Annotated in this window: 23 protein-coding genes; 6 read left to right on the top strand and 17 right to left on the bottom strand. The window is 72.1% G+C overall.

Going from position 1 to position 22,721, the window contains the following annotated elements:
* Nucleotides 1-149: 149 nt before the first annotated feature.
* The 3 genes from IF00_RS0137390 to IF00_RS0137380 all read right to left on the bottom strand — a co-directional run bounded on the left by IF00_RS0137390 (nt 150) and on the right by IF00_RS0137380 (nt 3,084).
* The gene (locus tag IF00_RS0137390) at nt 150-815 is read right to left on the bottom strand and encodes a response regulator transcription factor (protein ID WP_030326057.1); all 666 of its coding nucleotides are present in this window, start codon (nt 813-815) and stop codon (nt 150-152) included.
* The gene (locus IF00_RS0137385; RefSeq protein WP_425338357.1) at nt 812-2,206 is read right to left on the bottom strand and encodes a sensor histidine kinase; all 1,395 of its coding nucleotides are present in this window, start codon (nt 2,204-2,206) and stop codon (nt 812-814) included. The genes IF00_RS0137390 and IF00_RS0137385 overlap by 4 nt, the downstream gene beginning before the upstream one ends.
* Nucleotides 2,207-2,388: 182 nt before the next feature.
* A complete protein-coding gene (locus IF00_RS0137380) occupies nt 2,389-3,084 on the bottom strand; it encodes a TetR/AcrR family transcriptional regulator (RefSeq protein ID WP_030326054.1) in 696 nt (231 codons plus the stop codon).
* A 176-nt stretch (nt 3,085-3,260) separates the two neighbouring features.
* Here IF00_RS0137380 and IF00_RS0137375 point away from each other — a divergent pair, with 176 nt between their 5' ends.
* The gene (locus IF00_RS0137375) at nt 3,261-3,755 is read left to right on the top strand and encodes a nitroreductase family deazaflavin-dependent oxidoreductase (protein WP_030326052.1); all 495 of its coding nucleotides are present in this window, start codon (nt 3,261-3,263) and stop codon (nt 3,753-3,755) included.
* A gap of 70 nt (nt 3,756-3,825) precedes the next feature.
* Here IF00_RS0137375 and IF00_RS41850 read toward each other — a convergent pair whose 3' ends face one another.
* Entirely contained in the window at nt 3,826-5,433 is a 1,608-nt protein-coding gene (locus tag IF00_RS41850) for a geranylgeranyl reductase family protein (RefSeq protein ID WP_425338356.1), read from the bottom strand.
* A gap of 165 nt (nt 5,434-5,598) precedes the next feature.
* On the opposite strand from IF00_RS41850, the gene IF00_RS0137365 reads away from it, so the two are divergent.
* Both IF00_RS0137365 and IF00_RS0137360 read left to right on the top strand, forming a co-directional pair.
* The gene (locus IF00_RS0137365; protein WP_030326048.1) at nt 5,599-6,963 is read left to right on the top strand and encodes a dipeptidase; all 1,365 of its coding nucleotides are present in this window, start codon (nt 5,599-5,601) and stop codon (nt 6,961-6,963) included.
* Between the two features lie 85 nt (nt 6,964-7,048).
* Nucleotides 7,049-7,750 carry an MBL fold metallo-hydrolase gene (locus IF00_RS0137360; RefSeq protein WP_030326046.1) on the top strand — a complete coding sequence of 234 codons (702 nt, stop codon included), beginning with the start codon at nt 7,049-7,051 and terminating at the stop codon, nt 7,748-7,750.
* Nucleotides 7,751-7,902: 152 nt separating this feature from the next.
* Here IF00_RS0137360 and IF00_RS0137355 read toward each other — a convergent pair whose 3' ends face one another.
* Nucleotides 7,903-8,937, bottom strand: coding sequence for an NUDIX hydrolase (locus IF00_RS0137355; RefSeq protein ID WP_030326044.1), 1,035 nt, complete (start codon nt 8,935-8,937; stop codon nt 7,903-7,905).
* A 156-nt stretch (nt 8,938-9,093) separates the two neighbouring features.
* Between IF00_RS0137355 and IF00_RS0137350 the strand changes: the two genes are divergently transcribed.
* On the top strand, nt 9,094-9,276 hold the full coding sequence (locus IF00_RS0137350) for a hypothetical protein (protein WP_030326043.1): 183 nt from the start codon (nt 9,094-9,096) through the stop codon (nt 9,274-9,276).
* A gap of 29 nt (nt 9,277-9,305) precedes the next feature.
* Here IF00_RS0137350 and IF00_RS0137345 read toward each other — a convergent pair whose 3' ends face one another.
* Nucleotides 9,306-10,253: an ROK family protein gene (locus tag IF00_RS0137345; RefSeq protein WP_051820823.1), complete on the bottom strand. Its 948-nt coding sequence runs from the start codon at nt 10,251-10,253 to the stop codon at nt 9,306-9,308.
* 195 nt (nt 10,254-10,448) lie between these two features.
* Between IF00_RS0137345 and IF00_RS0137340 the strand changes: the two genes are divergently transcribed.
* Nucleotides 10,449-11,483 carry a LacI family DNA-binding transcriptional regulator gene (locus tag IF00_RS0137340; RefSeq protein WP_030326039.1) on the top strand — a complete coding sequence of 345 codons (1,035 nt, stop codon included), beginning with the start codon at nt 10,449-10,451 and terminating at the stop codon, nt 11,481-11,483.
* A gap of 175 nt (nt 11,484-11,658) precedes the next feature.
* On the opposite strand, the gene IF00_RS0137335 is transcribed toward IF00_RS0137340, so the two are convergent.
* The 5 genes from IF00_RS0137335 to IF00_RS0137315 all read right to left on the bottom strand — a co-directional run bounded on the left by IF00_RS0137335 (nt 11,659) and on the right by IF00_RS0137315 (nt 16,208).
* Nucleotides 11,659-12,948 (bottom strand): DUF6986 family protein, encoded by a 1,290-nt coding sequence (locus tag IF00_RS0137335; RefSeq protein WP_030326037.1) that lies wholly within the window; start codon nt 12,946-12,948, stop codon nt 11,659-11,661.
* Between the two features lie 171 nt (nt 12,949-13,119).
* A complete protein-coding gene (locus IF00_RS0137330) occupies nt 13,120-14,082 on the bottom strand; it encodes an electron transfer flavoprotein subunit alpha/FixB family protein (protein WP_030326035.1) in 963 nt (320 codons plus the stop codon).
* 86 nt (nt 14,083-14,168) lie between these two features.
* A complete protein-coding gene (locus tag IF00_RS0137325; protein ID WP_030326033.1) occupies nt 14,169-14,954 on the bottom strand; it encodes an electron transfer flavoprotein subunit beta/FixA family protein in 786 nt (261 codons plus the stop codon).
* Between the two features lie 199 nt (nt 14,955-15,153).
* Complete coding sequence (locus IF00_RS0137320) at nt 15,154-15,684, bottom strand: flavin reductase family protein (RefSeq protein ID WP_030326031.1); 531 nt, start codon at nt 15,682-15,684, stop codon at nt 15,154-15,156.
* 197 nt (nt 15,685-15,881) lie between these two features.
* The gene (locus tag IF00_RS0137315) at nt 15,882-16,208 is read right to left on the bottom strand and encodes a TlpA family protein disulfide reductase (protein ID WP_051820822.1); all 327 of its coding nucleotides are present in this window, start codon (nt 16,206-16,208) and stop codon (nt 15,882-15,884) included.
* Nucleotides 16,209-16,432: 224 nt separating this feature from the next.
* On the opposite strand from IF00_RS0137315, the gene IF00_RS0137310 reads away from it, so the two are divergent.
* On the top strand, nt 16,433-17,155 hold the full coding sequence (locus IF00_RS0137310; protein ID WP_030326028.1) for a lysophospholipid acyltransferase family protein: 723 nt from the start codon (nt 16,433-16,435) through the stop codon (nt 17,153-17,155).
* Between the two features lie 36 nt (nt 17,156-17,191).
* Here the strand turns inward: IF00_RS0137310 and IF00_RS0137305 are convergent, their stop codons facing one another.
* The 6 genes from IF00_RS0137305 to IF00_RS0137280 all read right to left on the bottom strand — a co-directional run bounded on the left by IF00_RS0137305 (nt 17,192) and on the right by IF00_RS0137280 (nt 22,592).
* The gene (locus tag IF00_RS0137305) at nt 17,192-17,884 is read right to left on the bottom strand and encodes a B3/B4 domain-containing protein (protein WP_030326026.1); all 693 of its coding nucleotides are present in this window, start codon (nt 17,882-17,884) and stop codon (nt 17,192-17,194) included.
* A 26-nt stretch (nt 17,885-17,910) separates the two neighbouring features.
* Nucleotides 17,911-18,519 (bottom strand): transglutaminase-like domain-containing protein, encoded by a 609-nt coding sequence (locus IF00_RS0137300; RefSeq protein ID WP_030326024.1) that lies wholly within the window; start codon nt 18,517-18,519, stop codon nt 17,911-17,913.
* 75 nt (nt 18,520-18,594) lie between these two features.
* Nucleotides 18,595-19,674 carry a threonine aldolase family protein gene (locus IF00_RS0137295; RefSeq protein WP_030326022.1) on the bottom strand — a complete coding sequence of 360 codons (1,080 nt, stop codon included), beginning with the start codon at nt 19,672-19,674 and terminating at the stop codon, nt 18,595-18,597.
* On the bottom strand, nt 19,671-20,432 hold the full coding sequence (locus IF00_RS0137290; RefSeq protein WP_030326020.1) for an SDR family oxidoreductase: 762 nt from the start codon (nt 20,430-20,432) through the stop codon (nt 19,671-19,673). Before IF00_RS0137290 ends, IF00_RS0137295 begins: the two co-directional genes overlap by 4 nt.
* Nucleotides 20,433-20,467: 35 nt before the next feature.
* A complete protein-coding gene (locus IF00_RS0137285) occupies nt 20,468-21,883 on the bottom strand; it encodes a DUF6421 family protein (RefSeq protein ID WP_030326018.1) in 1,416 nt (471 codons plus the stop codon).
* A gap of 157 nt (nt 21,884-22,040) precedes the next feature.
* Nucleotides 22,041-22,592, bottom strand: coding sequence for a GNAT family N-acetyltransferase (locus IF00_RS0137280; protein ID WP_030326016.1), 552 nt, complete (start codon nt 22,590-22,592; stop codon nt 22,041-22,043).
* Nucleotides 22,593-22,721: the final 129 nt, after the last annotated feature.

Here is a 22,721-nt window from a genome sequence, read left to right as displayed (position 1 = left end):
CCGGCGTCGGCGCCGGGGCCGTACGGATGAAGCGCCCGGTCGAGCTCACAGGTCGTACGGGCGTGCCGGGCGGGGACGTCACGCCACTCGTCCCCGAGCACGCGTCCGGAACGGCGTTCTCCGGCTCGTACGCGGCCTTCGCCTCCCCCTCAGCCGAGCCAGCCGGGCCGTACGAGTCCCGACTCGTACGCCAGGACGACGAGTTGGGCACGGTCCCGGGCGCCGAGTTTCACCATGGCGCGGCTCACATGGGTCTTGGCGGTAAGAGGGCTGACGACCAGTCGGCGGGCGATCTCCTCGTTCGACAGGCCGATGCCCACCAGGGCCATCACCTCCCGTTCCCGCTCGGTCAGGGCCCCGAGGGACTCCGCCGCCCCCGGGGCCTTGGAGCGGGCCGCGAACTCCTCGATCAGGCGGCGGGTCACCCCGGGGGAGAGCAGGGCGTCCCCGTGGACGACGGCGCGCACGGCCCGCAGCAGCTCCTCCGGCTCGGTGTCCTTGACCAGGAAGCCGGAGGCACCCGCGCGGATCGCCTCGAAGACGTACTCGTCGAGCTCGAAGGTGGTCAGCATGACGACCCGGATCCCGGCGAGGTCCGGGTCGTCCGTGATGCGGCGGGTCGCCTCCAGGCCGTCGAGCCGCGGCATCCGGATGTCCATGAGGACGACGTCGGGGCGCAGGGCGCGCACCCCCTCCACGGCCTCGTCGCCGTCGGCGGCCTCGCCCGCGACCTCGATGTCCGGCTGGGCGTCGAGCAGCGCGCGGAACCCCGCCCGGACCAGGGACTGGTCGTCGGCGAGCAGCACTCGGATCACGGGGTCTCCTGCGGTGACGGGGGCTCTTCCTGGTGGAACGGGAGTACGGCGTGGACGCGGAAGCCGCCGTCCGGGCGTGCGCCCGCCTCGATGGTGCCACCGAGGGCCGCGGCCCGCTCCCGCATGCCGGCGAGACCGTTGCCGCTGCCACCCGCCTCGGTGCCGGTGGCCGGGCCGTCGTCGTCGACCGTCAGGTCCAGGTGCCCGGAGCCGTACCCGATCCGTACCCGGGCCGTACGCGAACCGGAGTGGCGCACCACGTTGGTGAGCGCCTCCTGCACGATCCTGAAGGCGGCGAGATCGGCGCCGGGCGGCAGGTCGGCGCGCGGTCCCGTCGTCGCGACGGTGACGGTGAGGCCGGCGGCGCCGGCCTGTTCGACGAGCTCGGGGAGCCGGCCGAGTCCGGGGGCGGGCGCGCGGGGCGCGTCGCCGCGGGTACGGAGGGTGTCGAGGACCTGGCGCACCTCGCCGAGTGCCTCCTTGCTGGCCGCCTTGATCGTGGTCAGCGCGGTGCGGGCCTGCTCGGGGTCGGAGTCCAGGAGGGCGAGGCCGACCCCGGCCTGCACATTGATCACGGAGATCGAGTGGGCGAGCACGTCGTGGAGTTCCCGGGCGATACGGAGCCGTTCCTCGTCGGCGCGCCGCTCCTCGGCGGCGGCCCGGTCGGCCCGCAGTTGCGCCCGCTGCTCGCGCCGTACGCGAACCGTCTCGGAGGCGGCCAGTACGGCGACGGCGAACGCGGCCGCGGGCAGCTCCTGCCCCCAGGGAGCGGGCCCGTCGCCCGCCGGGGGCAGCCAGCGGTAGAGCCAGTGGGAGAGCAGCAGATGGCCCGCCCAGAGCAGGCCGAGGGCCCAGGCGGCGGCGGTCCGGTGCCCGTGCACGACGGCCGCGAAACAGGCGACGGCGACCATGACGAACACCGGGCCGTACGGGTAGCCGGCCAGGAGATAGCCGAGGGTGACGGCCGCGACGCCGAACACCACCGGCACCGGCCACCGGTGACGGAACAGCAGAGGCGCCGCTCCGAGGAGCAGCAGGGCGCGCCCGAGCGCGTCGAGCGCCTCCCGGTCGGGCTGGTTCCTCGCGGCGAACCCGGTCCCCGCCATGACGACCACGGCGATCAGGAGCGTGGACCGCCAGGGCAGACCGTTGCGGCCGTCCCCGCGCTGCCACCGGCCCCACTCGCGGCCGGCCGCCCAGCCCGGGCGCTCGTGCGGCCGGCGTTCGTGCGGCCGGCGTTCGTGCGGCCAGCGCTCTTGCGGCCGGCGCTCGTGCGGCCGGCGCTCGTGTGTCCGCCACTCCCCCGGCCCGCGCGCCGGACCCGTGTCACCGCTCCCACGCCCCTGTCCGCGCCCGTGCCCGCGCCTCCGCTCCTGATCCATGTCCGCCACGCTAGCCGTGCGGGACCCGCGGAAACGTCAGCCCGACGGGGTGGTCACCCGTACTCCCGGCGGAGTAGACGGCGCCCCGTCCGTACGGGTGCGGCCGCGCGTCGGCATGGCGTCTTCCCGGGGAACACCACGAGCCTCACCCTCCGCAGGGAGGCGGGCCTCCCGGGGCGCACCGAGCCGTCTCAGCCGCGCGGGAGCAGGCCCACGTCCTGGCCGAGGCGGCGGGCCGCCGCCGCGAAGAACGCCTCGCGGTCCTCGACGATGTTGTGGAAGTGACCGAACACCTCGAAGGAGATCAGTCCGAAGAGCTGCGACCAGGCGCCCACGAGCGTGACCGCGAGGGCCGGAGGGAGGTCCGGGGCGATGTCGGCGGCCAGGCGGGCGGCCTCGGGACGGAGTCCTTCCGGGAGCGGGGGCAGGGCGACGCCCTCGCCGGTGTGCGCGCTGCGGGCGGTCTCGATGAGGACGAGGCCGACGCGGGAGGCGGGGACGATCGTGTCCTGGGGCGCGCTGTAGCCGGGGACGGGGGAACCGTAGATCAGGGCGTACTCGTGCGGGTGGGCGACGGCCCAGGCGCGGACGGCCCGGCAGACGGCGGTCCATCGGTCCAGGGGGCGCTGTCCCGCCGTCTCGGATGCGGCCTTCTCCGCTGCGGCGCCGATCGCGTCGTACGCCTCGACGATCAGCGCGGTGAGGAGGTCGTCGCGGCTCGGGAAGTAGCGGTAGAGCGCGGAGGAGACCATGCCCAGCTCACGGGCGACGGCCCGCAGGGACAGCTTGGCGGCGCCCTCGGCGGCGAGCTGGGTGCGGGCCTCGTCCTTGATGGCGGCGGTGATCTCGATACGGGCGCGGGCGCGGGCTCCTCGAACGGTCGTCATGGAGAGCAGTGTGCCACTTTCAGAGCGCCGATACGAAATAAGAGCGCTGCTCTTGATTGTGAGCGGCGATTCCTGCACACTCGAACCAAGCGAGAGCAGTGCTCACGCTTTGCTCCCGGCCCTCACCGCCCGGCACCGCCACCACTCGGCACCGCTTGATCCCGCAGGAGGAACCCATGTCCGCACGGCCCACCGGCTCCGAGCCCGCCGCCCACGTCATGAAGCCCGGTTGGCTCACCGTGAACGTCCTCAACCGCGCCGTCGCCTGGGCGACCCGCCGCGGCTTCAGCGTCTGGGGCTCCCGCGTGCTCGCCGTCCGCGGCCGCAAGAGCGGCGAGTGGCGCCGCACCCCTGTCAACCTCCTGACGGTGGACGGCGTCCGCTACCTCGTGGCTCCCCGCGGCCACGTCCAGTGGACCCACAACATGCGGGCCGCCGGCGGCGGTCGGCTGATCCTCGGCAAGCACGTGCAGGACTTCACCGCCGTCGAGGTCACGGACGACGACAAGCCCGCGCTGCTGCGCGCCTACCTCAAGCGCTGGAAGGCCGAGGTCGGCGTCTTCTTCGGCGGCGTCGGCCCCGACTCCACCGACGAGGAGCTGCGCGCCATCGCCCCGAAGCACCCCGTCTTCCGCATCACGCCGACGGGCCCCACCACTCCCGCCGCGTGAAACCGGCCGGAGCGGCGGAGCCCGTCCGCTTCACTCACTTCCTGTACGCCAGGTGCGCCCTTCGGAGGCGTCAGACCGCTTCCGGAGCCTCGGGAGTCTCCGGCTTCGCGGAAGCGCCGGCCTTCGGGCCGGACTGCCCCTCGGTCCGCACCTGGGTCTGCGCGTCGGTCTGCGCCTCCGCGTTCGCGTCGGCCTCGGGTGCCGACCGCTCGCCCTTGCCGACGCCCCGGCCCGCCGGGCCGACACCCGACGAGGTGTCCATGCGCTTGTCGAGGATCTCCAGGGCCCGCCGGGCCATGCCGTTCGACCGGACCATGCCGCCGAGCGTCGCCGAACCCCGGGTGATGTCGGCGAACGCGTTCCAGGCGGGACGCAGGCCCGTCAGCGTCGCGTGCAGCAGCCCCGGCCGCCGCTCGAAGACGGCGAGCATCCGCCGCCCGACGGCCATCTCGACACCCAGCCCGGCCTTGATGGCGAAGGCGTAGTTCAGGGCCTGACGCCGTGCGTCGACCGCGTCGTCGGCCTCGGCGACCCGCACCGCCCACTCGCCGGCCAGCCGGCCCGAGCGGAGCGCGTACGAGATGCCCTCACGCGTCCACGGCTCCAGGAGCCCCGCCGCGTCGCCGCAGACGAGGACCCGGCCACGGGAGAGCGGCGAGTCGTCGGTGCGGCAGCGCGTCAGATGGCCGGAGGAGATCGTGGGCTCGAAACCGGACAGGCCGAGCCTGGCGACGAAGTCCTCCATGTACCGCTTGGTGGCCGCGCCCTCGCCGCGCGCCGAGATGACGCCGACCGTCAGGGTGTCGCCCTTGGGGAACACCCACCCGTAACTGCCGGGCATGGGGCCCCAGTCGATGAGGACGCGGCCCTTCCAGTCCTCCGCCACGGACGGCGGTACGGGGATCTCCGCCTCCAGGCCCAGGTCGACCTGACCGAGCTTCACCCCGACATGCGCACCTATCCGGCTGGCACTGCCGTCGGCACCGACGACCGCGCGTGCGAGCACGGTCTCGCCGTCGGCGAGGACCACGGCGACGGTCCGCCGGTCCGGGACCGCCGGGCCGTGCTGCTCCACGCGGGTCACCGTGACCCCGGTCCGCAGCTCGGCGCCGGCCTTCTGGGCGTGCTCGACGAGCTGGGCGTCGAACTCCGGGCGGTTGATGAGCCCGAAGAGCATCTTCCGCGAGCGGCGGGTACGGGCGAAACGGCCGTCCAGGGAGAAGGTGACGGCGTGCACCCGGTCCTGGAGGGGCAGTTCGAAGCCGGGCGGCAGACAGTCGCGGGAGGGGCCGATGATGCCGCCACCGCAGGTCTTGTACCGGGGCAGCTCGGACTTCTCCAGGAGGAGCACCCGCCGTCCGGCCACCGCGGCCGCGTAGGCCGCGGACGCGCCGCCGGGCCCCGCGCCGACGACCACGACGTCCCAGACCTCGGTGTTCTCACGGTCCACGACGTCCCGGGCGGCAACGGCGTCGGCGTCCACGACGTCCGAGGCCTCCTCCGCGGGCGCTCCGTCGTGCGATTCGTGGGACGCCTCGGCGTCCGTGACCTGGTCCGACACCGCGTCCGCGACATCGTCCGACACCGCGTCCGACACCCCGCCCGTGATGCCCTCAGGAGCCGCGCCTTCGGGCGCGGTGTTCTCCGGACCGGCGTTCTCCGCTTGCTCGCTGCTCACGATGTGCTTCTGCTCCTGATCCGACCGGTGGTCTGCTCCTGACGCATCCTACGGCGCGGTAGCCAAAGGCCCGCGCCGTAGGATCGGCGGTGCGTTCGCCGTACCACGACATACGCCGAACGCCGTCCTTACGTCGTAAACGTCGCACCCATCAGGAGCGTGCCCATGACCTCGAATCCGATCGCCGAGACCGTCCGGTCCCTGATGCCCCGTGCCAAGGCCGAGCTCACGGAGCTGGTGGCCTTCGAGTCGGTGGCGGACGAGGCAGTGGCGCCCCGCAGCGAGTGCGAGGGTGCCGCGAACTGGGTCGCGGACGCGCTGCGCGCCGAGGACTTCCAGGACGTGGCACTGCTCGACACCCCGGACGGCTCGCAGGCCGTGTACGGCATCCTGCCCGGCCCGGCCGGCGCGCCGACCGTCCTTCTGTACGCGCACTACGACGTGCAGCCGAAGCTGGACGAGTCCGCCTGGCTCACCCCGCCGTTCAAGCTGACGGAGCGGAACGGGCGCTGGTACGGGCGTGGCACGGCGGACTGCAAGGGCGGCTTCATCCTGCATCTGCTCGCGCTGCGCGCCCTCAAGGCGAACGGCGGCGTTCCCGTGACGGTCAAGGTGATCGTCGAGGGTTCGGAGGAGCAGGGCACCGGCGGTCTCGAGCGGTACGCGGAGCAGCACCCCGAGCTGCTCGTCTCCGACGCGATCGTGATCGGCGACGCGGGCAACTTCCGGGTGGGCCTGCCGACCGTGACCGCGACCCTGCGCGGCATGACGATGATCCGGGTGGGGATCGACACCCTGGAGGGCAATCTGCACTCCGGTCAGTTCGGCGGCGCCGCGCCGGACGCGCTGGCCGCGCTGATCCGCGTACTGGACTCGCTGCGCGGCCCGGACGGTTCGACCGTCATCGACGGGCTGCCGGGCGACCAGATGTGGGAGGGGCTGCAGTACCCGGAGGAGGACTTCCGCCAGGACGCCAAGGTCCTCAGCGGAGTGGCCCTGCCGGGTGCCGGTACCGTCGCGGACCGGATCTGGGCGCGCCCTGCCGTCACCGTCATCGGCATCGACTGCCACCCCGTGGCCGGAGCGACCCCGTCGATCCCGTCCTCGGCCCGTGCCCAGCTCAGCCTGCGGGTGCCGCCCGGCCTGGACTCGGCCGAGGTGACCAAGCTGCTCTTCGCGCACATCGAGAAGCACACGCCGTGGAACGCCCGGGTCTCCCTCGAACAGGTCGGTCAGGGCCAGCCGTTCCAGGCGGACACGTCGAGCCCGGCGTACGCGTCGATGGCCGAGGCGATGCGGATCGCGTACCCCGGTCAGGAGATGCAGACGGCGGGCATGGGCGGCTCGATCCCGCTGTGCAACACGCTGGCCTCGCTGTACCCGGAGTCGGAGATCCTGCTGATCGGCCTGAGCGAGCCCGAGGCGCAGATCCACGCGCCCAACGAGTCCGTCTCCCCCGACGAGCTGGAGCGGCTGTCCGTGGCCGAGGCGCACTTCCTGCTCAACTACGCGCGCCAGAAGCAGAGCTGACGGTCAGACACATTCAGCGTTCGGCGAAGCTCGCCGACAGCGTAGAACCATGCGGCGGACCTGCGGAGATGCGTAGGTTCGCCGCATGGCATCCATCGAGCTCACCAGGATCATCCCGCGTCTGCACCTCCTCGACTACTCCATCGGCCAGGCCTACCTCTGGCAGGACGAGGAGGGGCTGACGCTGATCGACGCCGGCTGGGCCGGCATGGCGGACGAGACGGCCGCGGCGATACGGTCCGCCGGTCTCGACCCGGACCGGCTCCGCCGGATCGTGCTGACCCACTGCCATCGGGACCACGTGGGCTCGGCGCAGGAGCTGGCGGACCGGCACGGGGCCGAGATCCTCGCGCACGGGCTCGACGCGCCGGTGATCCGGGGCGAGGCACCGGTGCCGGAGCCGCACCTCCTGGACTGGGAACTCCCGATCTTCGAGCACGGGGTGACCTCGCCGGAGGCGCCGCCGACCCGGGTCGACCGGGAGGTCGTGGACGGCGAGGTGCTCGACTTCGGCGGCGGCGCGGTGGTGGTCCACGCCCCGGGCCACACGCCCGGTTCGATCGCCGTCCACCTCCCCCGCCACGGTGTGCTGTTCACCGGGGACACGGTGGCGTCGGTGCCGGACGTGATGTTCGGCGTGCTCCATGTCGACCGCGCTCTCGCGCTGGACTCGATGCGTCTGCTGGCGAAGCTGGGTCCGTCGGTGTTGTGCTGCGGCCACGGCGCGCCGGTGACCTCGGAAGCGGCGGCGCGACTGACCGCGGCGGCCGCGACGGCTTCGGCCTGACCGCGACCGTCGGCCCACGACGGGGACGCGCGCCGACGGCCTTCGACACACCACCGCAGGGCCGGACCGCGACCGTCGGAGCCGGGCTCCGGGCCGTGCCCGTCGGCCCGCCACCATGACCGTCGCCCCACCGGGTCTCCGGGTCGTCGCCGTCAGCCCACCGGGTCCCCGGCCTCCAGGTTGAGCACCGTGCCGCGCTCGCGGGCGCGCAGGGCCCAGCGGAGGCGGCGGTAGCGGACGGGGGGCAGAAGGTCGGCTGCCTCCTCCTCGGTGACGAAGCGCCAGTCGCGGAGTTCGGCGCCGGGCAGGTGGAGGCGCTCCGTGTCGGCGGTGCCGAGCGTGCCGCCGTCGAAGAGGAGGCGGAGTCCGCCGTAGCCGGGCGGCTGGGGGCGTTCCCAGTCGACGAGCAGGAGGCGGGGTACGGCGTCGAGTGCGAGGCCTATCTCCTCGGCCACCTCGCGCATTCCGGCACGGGCCGGGGCTTCTCCGGGCTCGACGACCCCGCCGGGGAACTCCCATCCCGGCTTGTAGGTGGGGTCGACCAGGAGGAAGCGGTCCCGCTCGTCGAAGAGCAGGACTCCGGCCGCGACGGTCTCGCCGGTCGGTTCGGGGGTCTGGACGATGCCGCAGGGGGCGGCACGGCCGGCCCGGACCGCGTCGGCGACGGACCGGGCGGCCTCGGCCGCGGTGAGCGCCGAGGTGTCGACCACGTACGCGTCGGCGGCGAGCCAGTCGAGCGCGGCCCGGTACGGCGCGAGGTGGCCGTGACACCACTCCCGGACGCGGGCGTCGACGTCGGGGTCGTCGTACTCGGACCTGCCGTCGATCCGGTCCCGCAGGATCGTTTCCTCCGGGGCGAGCAGCACATGGCGGACGTCGATGCGACGGGCGGCGAGCCCGCCGAAGATCTCGTCCCGGTACTCCTGGCGCAGCAGGGTCATGGGGACGATCAGGACGCCGCCGAGCTCGGCGAGCAGGGCGGCGGCGGTGTCGACCACCAGGCGCCGCCAGATCGGCAGGTCCTGGTAGTCCTCGACCTCGGCGAGCCGCTTGGCCGGCAGAAGGCCGCGCAGTCCCCCGCCGGTGACCTCGGGGTCGTACAGCGTGCTGTTCGGGATCAGATCGACCAGCTCGCGCGCGGTGCTGGACTTCCCCGCGCCGAACGCACCGTTGACCCAGACGATCACGATTCCCCCTCTTCGACAGCCCCCTGTGGATTGCCCCCAACACCCTGCCACGAAAACCACGAACGCATGTCCTGGCATATGCGTCCGCTTGGGCATGAGCGTGACACTTCCGCGCGGGGGTCGTTGAGAACGGCAAGCACGAGGGGGTGCGGAGAAATGAGTCGTAGGGTTCTCGAACGTTTTCCGGCCGGCGGCCCGCGGGGCAGCTGGCCGGCGGAGGAGTTCGCCGGGGCGCGAAGGGACGAGGGGGTGCCGGCCCGGGTCGTCATGGACCTGGAGTCCGACACCTTCCTGGTGATCGTCGAACAACGGACGGCGGAGCGGGTACGGGAGGACTGAGCCGGGGTCGGGCCCGCCGGGCGGGCCCGTCAGGCCACCGCTGCCGCAGCGGCGCCCAGGAGGCCCGCGTCGGTGCCCGTGAGCGCAGGGACGACCGTCAGGTTCCGGACAAAGTCGAGCGTGGCGTACGTGGTGAGGGCGCGGCGCAGCGGGGCGAAGAGGACCTCTCCGGCACCGGCCACCCCGCCGCCGACGACCGCGATGTCGATCTCGACGAGGGTCGCCGTCGCGGCGATGCCCGCCGCGAGGGCCTGGGCCGCCCGCTCGAACGAGGCGACGGCGACCGGGTCCCCCGCGCGCGCAGCGGCGGCCACGGCGGCCGCGGAGGCGTCGCCGTCGGGTCCCGGGCGCCAGCCGTTCTCCAGGGCGCGACGGGCGATGTGCGGGCCGCTGGCGATGCGTTCGACGCAACCGCGCCCGCCGCAGGCGCAGGGCTCGCCGTCCATGTCCACCACCATGTGGCCGATGTGACCGGCGTTGCCGGTGGGGCCGGGGTGGACCCTTCCCCCGAGGACGAGGCCGCCGCCGACGCCCGTGGAGACCACGAGGCAGAGGGCGTTGTCGTGGCCTCGGGCGGCACCGAGCCAGTGTTCGGCGGCCGTCATGGCGACGCCGTCGCCGACCAGGGTGACGGGCCGTCCGCCCGTCGCCTTGTGGACCCGTTCGACGAGCGGAAAGTCGCGCCAACCGGGCACGTTCACCGGGCTGACGGTCCCCCGGTACGCGTCGACCGGGCCCGCGCTGCCGATGCCGACGGCCCCGGCGGCCTCCCACAGGGGCGAGTCCGCGAGCTCGGCGAGCACGTCCCCGACCGCGCCCATCACCGTCTCGCCGTCGTCACGCGCGGGCGTGGGCCGCTGGGAGCGGACGCGGATGCGACCCTCACCGTCGACCAGGGCGCCGGCGATCTTGGTGCCCCCGATGTCGAGGGCGGCGACGAGTCCGTCGAGGGGTCCCGTGGCGGGATCGGTCTGCATGGGCGCGGGGTCTCCAGTCGGCGACGGGCGGACGGAACGCTGTCTATCGTGTCCCGTTCCGTACAGTCTCCCCTCCGGTGACAACGTTGTCCAGGCCCTATGATTCGGCCAGGGAGTCGATCAGACACTGCCGCACGACCGGACGAACCACCCTTCGGCCGGACAACCCGACCTTCGACGGAGGAACCGCGCATCGTGGCCGACATCGCCCGCCACACCGAGCACCGCTACGGCAACCGGCCCACGATGAAGGACGTCGCCGCGCGCGCGGGCGTCGGCCTGAAAACGGTGTCCCGGGTCGTGAACGGCGAGCCCGGGGTCACCCCGGACACCGAGCGACGGGTCCAGGAGGCCATCGAGGTCCTCGGCTTCCGCCGCAACGACAGCGCGCGGGTCCTGCGCAAGGGCAGGACGGCGACCGTCGGCCTCGTCCTAGAGGATCTCGCCGACCCGTTCTACGGGCCGCTCAGCCGGGCGATCGAGGAGGTCGCGCGGGCGCACGGCGCGCTGCTCATCAACGGTTCCAGTGCCGAGGACCCGGCCCGGGAGCAGGAGCTCGCGCTCGCCCTCTGCGCGCGCCGGGTCGACGGCCTGATCGTGATCCCCGCCGGTGACGATCACCGGTATCTGGAGCCGGAGATCAGGGCGGGCGTCGCCACCGTCTTCGTCGACCGTCCCGCGGGGCTGATCGACGCCGACGCCGTGCTGTCCGACAGCTTCGGCGGCGCGCGTGACGGCGTGGCCCATCTGATCGCCCACGGACACCGCCGGATCGGCTTCATCGGCGACCGGCCCCGTATCCACACCGCGTCCGAGCGGCTGCGCGGCTATCGCACGGCGATGGAGGACGCGGGCCTGCCGGTCGACGACGCCTGGGTCTCGCTGGGCTCCACGGAGCCGGAGCGGGTGAGGACGGCCGTACGGGAGATGCTGGACGCGGCGGAGCCCGTGACGGCGCTGTTCGCGGGGAACAACCGGGTGATGGTCACGGTGGTCCGCGCCCTCGCGGGGCACCCTCGGCCGGTGGCTCTGGTCGGCTTCGACGACATGGAACTGGCCGATCTGCTCGGCATCACGGTCATCGCCCAGGACGCGGCCGCGCTCGGCCGGACGGCGGCGGAGCGTCTGTTCCGGCGTCTCGACGGGGTCGACGACGTGCCGGAGCGGGTGGTGCTGGGCACCACCCTCCTGGCGCGCGGTTCGGGCGAGATCCCGCCGTCGGCCGTCTGAGCGACGTCCGTCGCCTCGGGGCGGCCGCCCCGACCGCTGAAGGCCCGCACGCGAAACGGTCCGGCGGCCGTCGCCGCGACCGCCGCAGGACCGCGCGCCCTTCGCATGAGCAGGCTCCGCGTGCGCGGCGGACGTCGGGCGGGCCGCCGACGCGGCGGCCCCGCCGGTGCCGTCGCTACTCGGCCGAAGCCGTGAGGTCACCTCGGCGCGGGGCCGCGAAGCGGTCGAGGGCCGCGCGGTTCATGCCCGTGAGCGCGTCGACCTCGGTGGTGTCGAGGGCGCCGCAGTCGATGCCGCGCAGCAGGTAGGAGCTGAGGGCCTTGGCGGTCGCCGGCTCGTCCATCACGTCGCCGCCCGCGTGGTTGGCGTACGCGGAGAGGCGCTTGGCGGCGGCCTCGAAGCCCTCGCGGTAGAAGGCGAAGACGGCGGCGTACCGGGTGGGGATGTGGCCCGGGTGCATGTCCCAGCCCTGGTAGTACGCGCGGGCGAGCGCGCGGCGGGTGAGGCCGTAGTGGAGGCGCCAGGCCTCGTGGACGTGCTCGGTGGAGCCGACCGGGAGGACGTTGGTGGAGCCGTCGGAGACCCGTACTCCCGTGCCCGCCGCGGCTACCTGCATGATCGCCTTGGCATGGTCGGCGGCCGGGTGGTCGCTGGCCTGGTAGGCGGCGGAGACGCCGAGGCAGGCGCTGTAGTCGAAGGTGCCGTAGTGAAGTCCGGTGGCGCGACCCTCGGCGGCGCCGATCATGCGGGCGACGGCGGCGGTGCCGTCGGCGGCGAGGATGGACTGGCTGGTCTCGATCTGGATCTCGAAGCCGAGGCGGCCGGCGTCGAGGCCGTGGGCCCTCTCGAAGGCCTCCAGGAGGCGGACGAAGGCGGAGACCTGCTCGGGGTAGGTGACCTTGGGGAGGGTGAGGACGAGCCCGTCGGGCAGGCCGCCGTTCTCCAGGAGGCCGGTGAGGAAGACGTCGGTGGTGCGGATGCCCCGGTCGCGTACCGCGGACTCCATGCACTTCATCCGGATGCCCATGTACGGGGCGGCCGTACCGTTCCGGTACGCCTCCGAGATCAGCCGGGCGGCGCGGGCGGCGTCCTGGTCCTCGTCGTCGCCGGCGTAGCCGTCCTCGAAGTCGACCCGGAGGTCCTCGACGGGCTCGCGCCGCAGCTTGGCCACCACGCGGCCGTGGACATCCTCGGCGAGGTCGTCGGAGAGGCCGAGTACGGCGGCGAAGGAGGCGGCGTCGGGGGCGTGCTCGTCGAGGGCGGCGAGGGCCTGGTCGCCCCAGGAGCGGATGGTGCCGGCCTCGAAGACGTTGCCGGGGACGTAGACGGTGTGGACGGGCTGACGGGTGCCGGGGTCTCCCGGGTAGCGGCGGTCCAGCTCGGCGTCCACCGCTGCGAGGGAGGCGCTGATGCCCTCACTGACCGCGCCCGCGAGGCTCGTCGACACCTTCTCCTGCTGACCCATCCCACATCCTCCTATTTTCCGCTTCACGGAATCAACAATCCGTATGGCGAAGTTAGTAGTCCGTCGGGACCTGAGTCAATGGTTGTCCGAAACGACCGGGGGCCGCGCGGTGATCATCACCACGCGGCCCCCGGGCCGTACAGAAGCGCAGGTCACGCCTGCGCGACGAGATCAGCCCTTGCGGGACTCGACCTCTTCGGTCAGCTGCGGGACGACATCGAAGAGGTCGCCCACGACGCCGTAGTCGACGAGGTCGAAGATCGGCGCCTCGGCGTCCTTGTTGATCGCGACGATCGTCTTCGAGGTCTGCATGCCCGCGCGGTGCTGGATCGCGCCGGAGATGCCGGAGGCGATGTACAGCTGCGGCGAGACCGACTTGCCGGTCTGGCCGACCTGGTTGGAGTGCGGGTACCAGCCGGCGTCGACGGCGGCACGCGAGGCGCCGACGGCGGCACCGAGCGAGTCGGCGAGCGCCTCGATGATGCCGAAGTTCTCGGCACCGTTGACGCCACGGCCACCGGAGACCACGATCGCGGCCTCGGTGAGCTCCGGGCGGCCGGTCGACTCGCGCGGGGTGCGGGCGGTCACCTTGGTACCGGTGGCCAGCGCGCCGAAGGAGACCGCGAGGGCCTCGACCGCGCCGGCGGCCGGGGCGGCCTCGACCGGGGCCGAGTTCGGCTTGACCGTGATGACCGGGGTGCCCTTGGAGACACGGGACTTCGTGGTGAAGGAGGCGGCGAACGCGGACTGCGTCGCGACCGGGCCCTCGTCACCGGCCTCCAGGTCCACGGCGTCCGTGATGATGCCGGAGCCGATGCGGACCGCGAGACGGGCCGCGATCTCCTTGCCCTCGGCGGAGGACGGGACGAGCACGGCGGCCGGGGAAACAGCCTCGTAGGCGGCCTGGAGCGCGTCGACCTTGGGGACGACCAGGTACTCGGTGAACTCCGGCGCGTCGGCGGTCAGGACCTTCACCGCGCCGTGCTCGGCGAGGACGGCCGCGGTGTCGGCGGCGCCGGTGCCCAGCGCGACGGCGACCGGGTCGCCGATGCGGCGGGCGAGGGTCAGCAGCTCCAGGGTGGGCTTGCGGACGGCTCCGTCGACGTGGTCGACGTAGACGAGAATCTCAGCCATGGGACTTCAATCTCCTGCGAACGAAAGGGGCGGTCTGAGGGGCTCGCGCGAGCCTTGGACGAACTTCTGGCCCGCGAGACTGCCTCTTAGATGAACTTCTGCTCCGCAAGGAAGGCGGCGAGCTGCTTGCCGCCCTCGCCCTCGTCCTTGACGATCGTGCCGGCGGTGCGCGCCGGACGCTCGGCGGCGGAGTCGACCGCGGTCCAGGCGCCGGCGAGGCCGACCTCGTCCGCGTCGATGTCCAGGTCGTCCAGCTCCAGGGACTCCACCGGCTTCTTCTTGGCGGCCATGATGCCCTTGAAGGACGGGTAGCGCGCCTCGCCGGACTGGTCGGTCACGGAGACGACCGCCGGCAGGGAGGCCTCGAGCTGCTCGGAGGCGGAGTCGCCGTCACGGCGGCCCTTGACGACGCCGTCCTCGATGGAGACCTCGGAGAGCAGCGTGACCTGCGGGACGCCCAGGCGCTCGGCGAGGATCGCCGGGAGGACACCCATGGTGCCGTCGGTGGAGGCCATACCGGCGATGACGACGTCGTAGCCGGTCTTCTCGATCGCCTTGGCGAGCACCAGCGAGGTGCCCATGACGTCGGTGCCGTGCAGGTCGTCGTCCTCGACGTGGACGGCCTTGTCGGCGCCCATGGAGAGCGCCTTGCGGAGCGCGTCCTTGGCGTCCTCGGGGCCGACCGTCAGCACGGTGACCTCGGCGTCGTCCGCCTCTTCGGCGATCTGCAGTGCCTGCTCGACGGCGTACTCGTCGAGCTCCGACAGCAGGCCGTCGACGTCGTCGCGGTCGACCGTCAGGTCGTCCGCGAACTTCCGGTCTCCGGTCGCGTCGGGCACGTACTTCACACAGACAACGATCCTCAAGCTCACGCCGGCTCTCCTACTGCATCGTCATAACTGGGCTGCCTTGTTGCTCGCAGCATAGGCGCCTGAAGGGCGGGTTTCCGGTCGGGGCGCCGGACGCCCCGACCAAAATATTACTCGCCAGTACACCCAGTCCGTTACCAGTAAGCAAGCGCTCAGCGATGTGATCTGCCCAACGCGCGGAGAGCGACGCGCACGGGAACTCTCAGTCGCGCAGCGCGTTGAAGCGGCCGTGGTGGTAGAGGAGCGGCCGGCCCGCCCCGTCCGGGTCCCCGGCGACGGCCTGCGCGATCACGATCCGGTGGTCCCCCGCGGGCACCCGGGCGACCACGCGGCAGACCAGCCAGGCGAGTACGCCGTCGAGGACGGGCACGCCCTCGGGTCCCACGCTCCAGCGGGTCCCCTCGCCGAAGCGGTCGGCCCCGCTGCGGGCGAAGGTGGCGGCGAGTTCCTGCTGGTGTTCGCCGAGTATGTGGACGCCGATGTGCTCGGCCTCGGCGAGCACGGGCCAGCTGGAGGAACTCGTACCCACCCCGAACGAGATGAGCGGGGGTTCGGCGGCGACGGAGTTGAGCGAGGTCGCGGTGAAGCCGACGGGGCGGTCCCCGTGCGCGGTGACGACCGCGACGCCGGCCGCGTGCCGCCGGAAGACGGAGCGGAGCAGATCCGGGGAGGCCTGGCGGGGTGCGCCGATGGTGGGAACGGTGCCGGGTCGGAGGTCGGGCGTGACCGTCATGGAGTTGTCCTTCTGCGAGGGCGGCATGAGAGAGGTCCGGGGGTGGTCAGACACCCGGACAGCGCGCGCTCGCGTTGCGGGCCAGGTCCACGTGGGTCCGGCCGTAGAGAAGGAGTTCTTGGGGCACCCCGTCAGAGTGGCGATCGTTGCCGCGTGCAGTCAAGTGCGTACCGGGATGTGGGAGAAGTGTCACCGCGTCAGACCGCCCGCCCCAGGGCGGCGATGACGTCCGCCTTGCGGGGCTGTCCCGCGGCCCGGCGGACGACACGCCCGGTCCGGTCGAGGACGAGGACGGTGGGGGTCCTGGAGATGCCGAGGGCGCGTACGAGATCGAGCCGTTCCTCGGCGTCGATCTCCACGTGCCCGACGCCCGGGATCATCGCGGCGACCTCGGCGAGGGTGCGCCGGGTGGCCCGGCAGGGCTGACAGAAAGCGGTGGAGAACTGGACGAGGGTGGCCCGCTCCCCCAGTGCGACGCCGAGCGCCTCGGGTCCCAGCGTGTCGGTTCCGGGTATCTCGGTCACCCCTGCTCCCTGCTCTGTCGGCCGTCTCACCTGGTGCAGCGTCGCACGGGAGGGTTCGATTCCCGCCACGACCACCGCGAGTGACGAGAATCTCCCTGTACGAAGCCGCCTGGACTGGTCTCGGCGGCCCGCATGGGGCACGATCTGCCCAAAGCCGAAAACCTACGGCTGCGTAACTTCGCCGGGAGAACCCTCCCCAGGCACAGAAGAAGGATTCCTCTCAGATGGCAGAACTCGTGTATCGGCCGGTCATCGGCGCCGCTCTGACCATGTTCAAGGCGCTCGACCTGAAGATCGACACGCAGGGTTCGGAGCACATCCCCCGCACGGGTGGCGCGGTTCTCGTCTCCAATCACATCAGCTATCTGGACTTCATCTTCACGGGCCTGGCCGCGCTCCCGCAGAAGCGTCTCGTGCGCTTCATGGCGAAGGACTCGGTCTTCCGGCACAAGGTCTCGGGGCCGCTGATGCGCGGCATGAAGCACATCCCGGTGGACCGCTCGGCGGGCGAGCACGCATACAAGCACGCGCTGGAGTCGCTGCGGGCCGGCGAGATCATCGGCGTCTTCCCCGAGGCGACCATCTCCCAGTCGTTCACGCTCAAGGGCTTCAAGACGGGTGCGGCGCGGCTCGCCCAGGAGGCCGGGGTCCCGCTGATCCCGATGGCCCTCTGGGGTACGCAGCGCGTCTGGACCAAGGGCCGTCCCCGCAACTTCAAGCGCAGCCACATCCCGGTGACGATCCGCGTCGGCGAGCCCATGGAGGCTCCCGCCGACCAGTACGCGGGCGCCATCACGCGGCGGCTGCGCGAGCGCGTCCAGGAGCTCCTGGAGGCCGCGCAGCGCGCCTACCCGGTGCGCCCGAAGGACGCGAACGACACCTGGTGGGTGCCCGCGCACCTCGGGGGTACGGCTCCGACGCCGGCCGAGGTCAAGGACGCCGGCTGACGGCGGGACCCCGCCGAACGACCCCCCGCTGAATCGTCACTCCGGGTCGCGGACCGCGATCCGGGCTCCCGGGCTGAGCTTCTCCAGCGACTCCGCCAGTTCGGTGCCCGCCGCGAGGAGCTCGTCCCGCGTCATCGGGGCGAGCGCTTCGAGCAGGAAGAACGCGTCGACGGTGTCGTCGTCGATGCGGGTGCGGGGGCCCTGGCGCCAGTTCCAGCGGCGGCAGGTCACACCCTCCTCGTCGCACCAGACGATCTCCCCGGCCTCCGGGTGCTCCACCGTCTCGACGCCGGCCGCCATGGTGACGAAGGGCTCGCCGCCGGTGGCGCGGACCAGGCGCATGGCGCCCCGGATCCTGCCCAGGTCCTCGCCCCCGACCGGGATGAGGTGGGCGACGCTCACCGCGTTGTAGGCGTCGACGAGCCGGTTGATGCGGGGCAGCCCGCCGTCCGCGAGCGCCCGCCTGGCGAGCGCCTCCGCGGAGTTGCGGGTGCGGGAGGGCTTGGCGCCGAACGCCGTGTACGCGGCGCGCCAGGCGGCGATGTGCGGGTCCTGGTCCGGGGTCCTGCCGTCGAGCCGCTCGGCGAGCCGGCGCGCGGCGTCGTCGAGGAGAGCCGAACTGGCCTCGTCGCTGGGCCCGTTGACCAGGCCGTGGGCCTCGATCACCAGAGCGGTGAAGCCGGGCACGAGGGTGCGCACCTCGTCGGAGACGGTGAGCGTGAGGGTCATGGTCCGCCGTTCGCTGATGTCCGGGGTCAGAGCTCCGTGGGGAGCGTCCGCCAGAGGTACGGCCGGTCGGGCGCGGCGCGCAGCGCGTCCAGAACAGCCGGATGCGGTTCAGTGTAGAGCACTGGATAATCCACTTCATTGAACTCCGGCCGTACGGTCCAGGCCAGCCGCTCCTCCCCCAGGGAGAAGTGGGCGTCGACTCCGGGCTTGTTCCCGCGCACGTCCTGGCGGGCCCAGCCCCGCTCCCCCGGCAGCAGCACGGCGACGAGACCGTGGATCACGGGGTTCGAGCCGTCGTCGTCGGCGAGCCGCTGGTAGCAGAGGGCGGCGGGGACGCCACGGGCCCGCAGGAGCGCGGCGTACGCGATCGACTTGGCATAACAGATGCCGGTGCGCCGCTCCAGGACGTCGGAGGCGCGCCAGGTGACCCGGGGGTCGCCGGCGTCGGCGGAGTGCGGGACGGTGTCACGTACGTACCGGTAGGCCGCCTCGGCGTATGCGTATGCACCGGGGCACTCACTGGCGAGGCGGCGCACGACGGCCCGGACCACCGGATGGTCGTGGTCGACGGCCTCGCTCGCGGCCAGGTAGGCGGCGATGTCGGGATTCTGCTGGACGAGTTCCCTGCGTTCCATGCGCGTGGAGCGTACGGAAACGGCCGGACGGAAGTCAATGACTTTCCGTCCGGCCGCATATCCATTCAGGAAGACTCAGCGCGCGAGCTCTTCCTTCAGGGCCTGGAGGAAGGCGTCCACGTCGTCCTCCGTGGTGTCGAAGGCGCACATCCAGCGCACGTCGCCGGCCGACTCGTCCCAGAAGTAGAAGCGGAACCGCTCCTGGAGCCGCCGGGTGACGTCGTGCGGCAGACGGGCGAAGACCGCGTTGGCCTGCACCGGGTAGAGGATCTCCACCCCGTCGAGCTCGCGCACACCGGCCGCGAGGCGCTGGGCCATCGCGTTGGCGTGCCGGGCGTTGCGGAGCCACAGGTCCTTCGCGAGGAGGGCCTCCAGCTGCACCGACACGAAGCGCATCTTCGACGCGAGCTGCATGGACAGCTTGCGCAGGTGCTTCATGTGGCTGACCGCGTCGGGGTTGAGGACGACGATCGCCTCGCCGAAGAGCATGCCGTTCTTCGTGCCGCCGTACGAGATGACGTCGACGCCCACGGCGTTGGTGAACGCCCGCATCGGTACGTCGAGCGAGGCGGCGGCGTTGGCTATCCGGGCCCCGTCGAGGTGCACCTTCATGCCCTTGGCGTGCGAGTGCTCGACGATCGCACGGATCTCTTCCACCGTGTAGACGGTGCCCAGCTCGGTGTTCTGGGTGATCGAGACGACCTGCGGCATCGCCCGGTGCTCGTCCTCCCAGCCCCACGCCTGCCGGTCGATCAGCTCGGGGGTGAGCTTGCCGTCCGGGGTCGGCACGGTGAGCAGCTTGAGGCCGCCCATGCGCTCCGGCGCCCCGCCCTCGTCCACGTTGATGTGCGCGGACTCGGCGCAGATGACGGCGCCCCAGCGGTCGGTGAGCGCCTGGAGGGCGGTCACGTTCGCCCCGGTCCCGTTGAAGACCGGGAAGGCCTCTGCGGCGGGGCCGAAGTGGCTGTGCATGATCCGCTGGAGGTGCTCGGTGTACTGGTCCTCACCGTAGGCGACCTGGTGGCCGTCGTTGGCGAGGGCGAGGGCCGCGAGGACCTCGGGGTGGGCGCCGGCGTAGTTGTCGCTGGCGAAGCCCCGGACCGACGGGTCGTGGTGACGACGTGCGTCGGTCCTGGGGCCGAGGGCCGCGGTCACGGCTTGGGGGTCAGCCACAGACGCTGTCCATTCACTTCCTGGGCGGGCTTGTCCCAGAGCCCGGCGATCTCGTCGGCCAGGTCCTTGACGTCGGTGAAGCCCGCGAACTTCGCGTTGGGGCGTTCGGCGCGCATGGCGTCGTGCACCAATGCCTTGATCACCAGGATCGCAGCCGCCGCCTGCGGGCCGTCGTCGCCCCCCAGCTTGCGGAACGAGTCGGCCATCGCGAGGGTCCAGGCCTCGGCGGCCGCCTTGCCGGCGTTGTACGCGGCGTTGTTGGCGAGCGGCTTGTGCGCGCCGACCTGGCTGATCAGGGCGTAGCGGCCGCGGCCGCCGGCCCGCAGCAGCCCGTCGTGGAAGGCGAGCGAGGTGTGCTGGACCGTGCGGATGAGGAGCTTCTCCAGGAAGTCCCAGTCCGCGAGGTCGGTCTCCGTGAAGGAGGAGCTGCCGCGCCAGCCGCCGACGAGGTGGACCAGGCCGTCGATCCGGCCGAACTCCTTCTCCGTCTTCGCGGCCCAGTCGCGCGTGGCGGCCAGGTCGAGCAGGTCGACGGTGTCACCGACGACCTTGGCGCCGCCGTGGGCGTAGCGGGCGGCGTCGACGGCCTCCGCGAGGCGCGCCGGGTCCGCGTCGGAGCCGACGACGGTCGCGCCCGCTTCGGCGAGGCGCATCAGCGTCGCGCGCCCTGCCGGGCCGGCCGCACCGGCGACCGCGATGACGGCGCCGTCGAGCGGCCCGCCGTTTCCGTTGGCGGTCATGGGCGACGCCTCCTCCGTGTCGTCGGTACGAGCGCTCACGCGGCAGCCCGCTCGGCCTGCTCGGTCCGAGAGACGTCGGCGGCGGTGATCCCCTTGGTGCCGGCGATCACGCCCTTCAGCTTCTTGGCGAGGGCCTCAAAGAACATGCTGAGCGGAAACTCGTCCGGAAGCACGTCGTCGACGAGCTTGCGGGGCGGGAGGGAGAGGTCGAGGGCGTCAGGACCCTTCGCCCACTTCGAGCCCGGGTGCGGGGCGAGGTAGGTGGAGACGAGCTCGTACGCCTTGAACCAGTGGACGAGCTTGGGGCGGTCGATGCCGTCGCGGTAGAGCTTCTCGATGTCGGCGCAGAGCTGGTTGGTGACCTCGGGGGCCCGCTGCCAGTCGATCTTGAGGGTGTTGTCCGTCCAGCGCACCACGTCGTTCTTGTGGAGGTACGCGAAGAGGAGCTGGCCGCCGAGACCGTCGTAGTTGCGGTTGCGGTCGCCGGAGAGCGGGAAGCGGAACATCCGGTCGAAGAGGACCGCGTACTGCACGTCACGGCCGTGGGTGTTGCCCTCGGCCTCCAGCTTCACGGCCTCCTTGAAGGCGGTGAGGTCGCAGCGGAGCTCCTCCAGGCCGTACATCCAGAAGGGCTGACGCTGCTTGATCATGAAGGGGTCGAAGGGCAGGTCACCGTGGCTGTGGGTGCGGTCGTGGACCATGTCCCAGAGCACGAAGGCCTTCTCGCAGCGCTCCTGGTCGTCGATCATCGCGGCGATGTCGGCGGGCAGCTGGATGCCGAGGGTGTCGACGGCGGCCTCGGTGACCTTGCGGAAGCGGGCGGCCTCGCGGTCGCAGAAGATCCCGCCCCAGGTGAAGCGCTCGGGGGCCTCGCGGACGGCGATGGTCTCCGGGAAGAGGACGGCCGAGTTGGTGTCGTAACCGGCGGTGAAGTCCTCGAACGTGATGCCGCAGAACAGCGGGTTGTCGTAGCGGGTGCGCTCGAGCTCGGCGAGCCACTCCGGCCACACCATACGGAGCACGACGGCTTCGAGGTTGCGGTCGGGGTTGCCGTTCTGCGTGTACATCGGGAACAGCACCAGGTGCTGGAGCCCGTCCACGCGGTCGGCTGCCGGCTGGAAGGCGAGCAGGGAGTCCAGGAAGTCCGGGACGGTGAAGCCGCTCTCGGCCCACTTGCGCAGGTCGGAGACGAGGGCGCGGTGGTAGGCACCGTCGTGCGGGACGAGCGGGGAGAGCTGCTCGACCGCGGCGGTGACCCGGTCGAGGGTCAGCTCGGCCAGGGCCCTGGCGGGCGCGTCCTCGCGCTCGAAGTCGATGGAACCGTCCGCGCTCTGCCAGCTGCGGATCTCCTCCACGGCATTCTTGAGCTCGGGCCAGGCGGGGTGGTCGATCACCCGGGCGGCGGTGGATATCCCCCCACCAGTCACGTCCTGCACAAGAATTTCCGTCATGCCTCTTCCTCCACAGGAGAACCTCGCGTTAAGACACCGTAACCGTGGACGGTTCTCAGCCACAAGAGGGAGCAAGAGAAATTATCCTGCGCGACCCCCCTGATCACAGAAGTTTTTCCTGTCAGTCAGGGGGGAAGCCACCCTTCCGCCGCGTTCGTCAGCTCAGCGGCTTCACCAGGAGCTCGAACTCCAGGTCATCACGCTGGGGCAGGCCGAAGCGCTCGTCACCGTACGGGAAGGGGGTCATCCGCCCGGTGCGCCGGTAACCGCGGCGCTCGTACCAGGCGATGAGCTCCTCGCGTACGGAGATCACCGTCATGTGCATCTCGCGGACGTCCCACAGCTCGCGGACCCGGCGCTCGGCCTCCGCGATGATCCGCTTGCCCAGACCCGCTCCCTGGAGTTCGGGGCGGACCGCGAACATCCCGAAATAGGCGGCCTCCGCGCGGTGCTCCAGCTGGCAGCACGCGACGATCTCGCCGTCGCGCTCGACGACCAGGAGCCGGCTGTTCGGAGTGGTGATCACGGCGGCGACGCCCTCGGGGTCGGTGCGCTGCCCCTGGAGGATGTCCGCCTCGGTGGTCCAGCCACCCCGGCTTGCGTCGCCCCGGTAGGCCGACTCGACGAGCGGGACGAGGGCCGGGACATCGTCCAGGACCGCCTCGCGGTAGCTGATCCGGCCGGTCTCCTGCGACGTGGCGGTGTCCATGTGAACGGGGCTCCCCTCGGGCGCTGACGATCGTCGTACGCGATCGTCCCGAGCCTAACGCCCGCGCCTTTCACTCCCCCTCGTACACCTGTGCGCGCCCGTGCGCCCGCGTGTGCCCGGCCGGACCCG

Origin of the sequence: Streptomyces flavochromogenes, assembly GCF_000717595.1 — a bacterium.
Lineage (GTDB): Bacteria > Actinomycetota > Actinomycetes > Streptomycetales > Streptomycetaceae > Streptomyces > Streptomyces flavochromogenes.
Note: the sequence above shows the minus strand (reverse complement) of the source record. Positions and strands in the feature narration are given on the sequence as shown.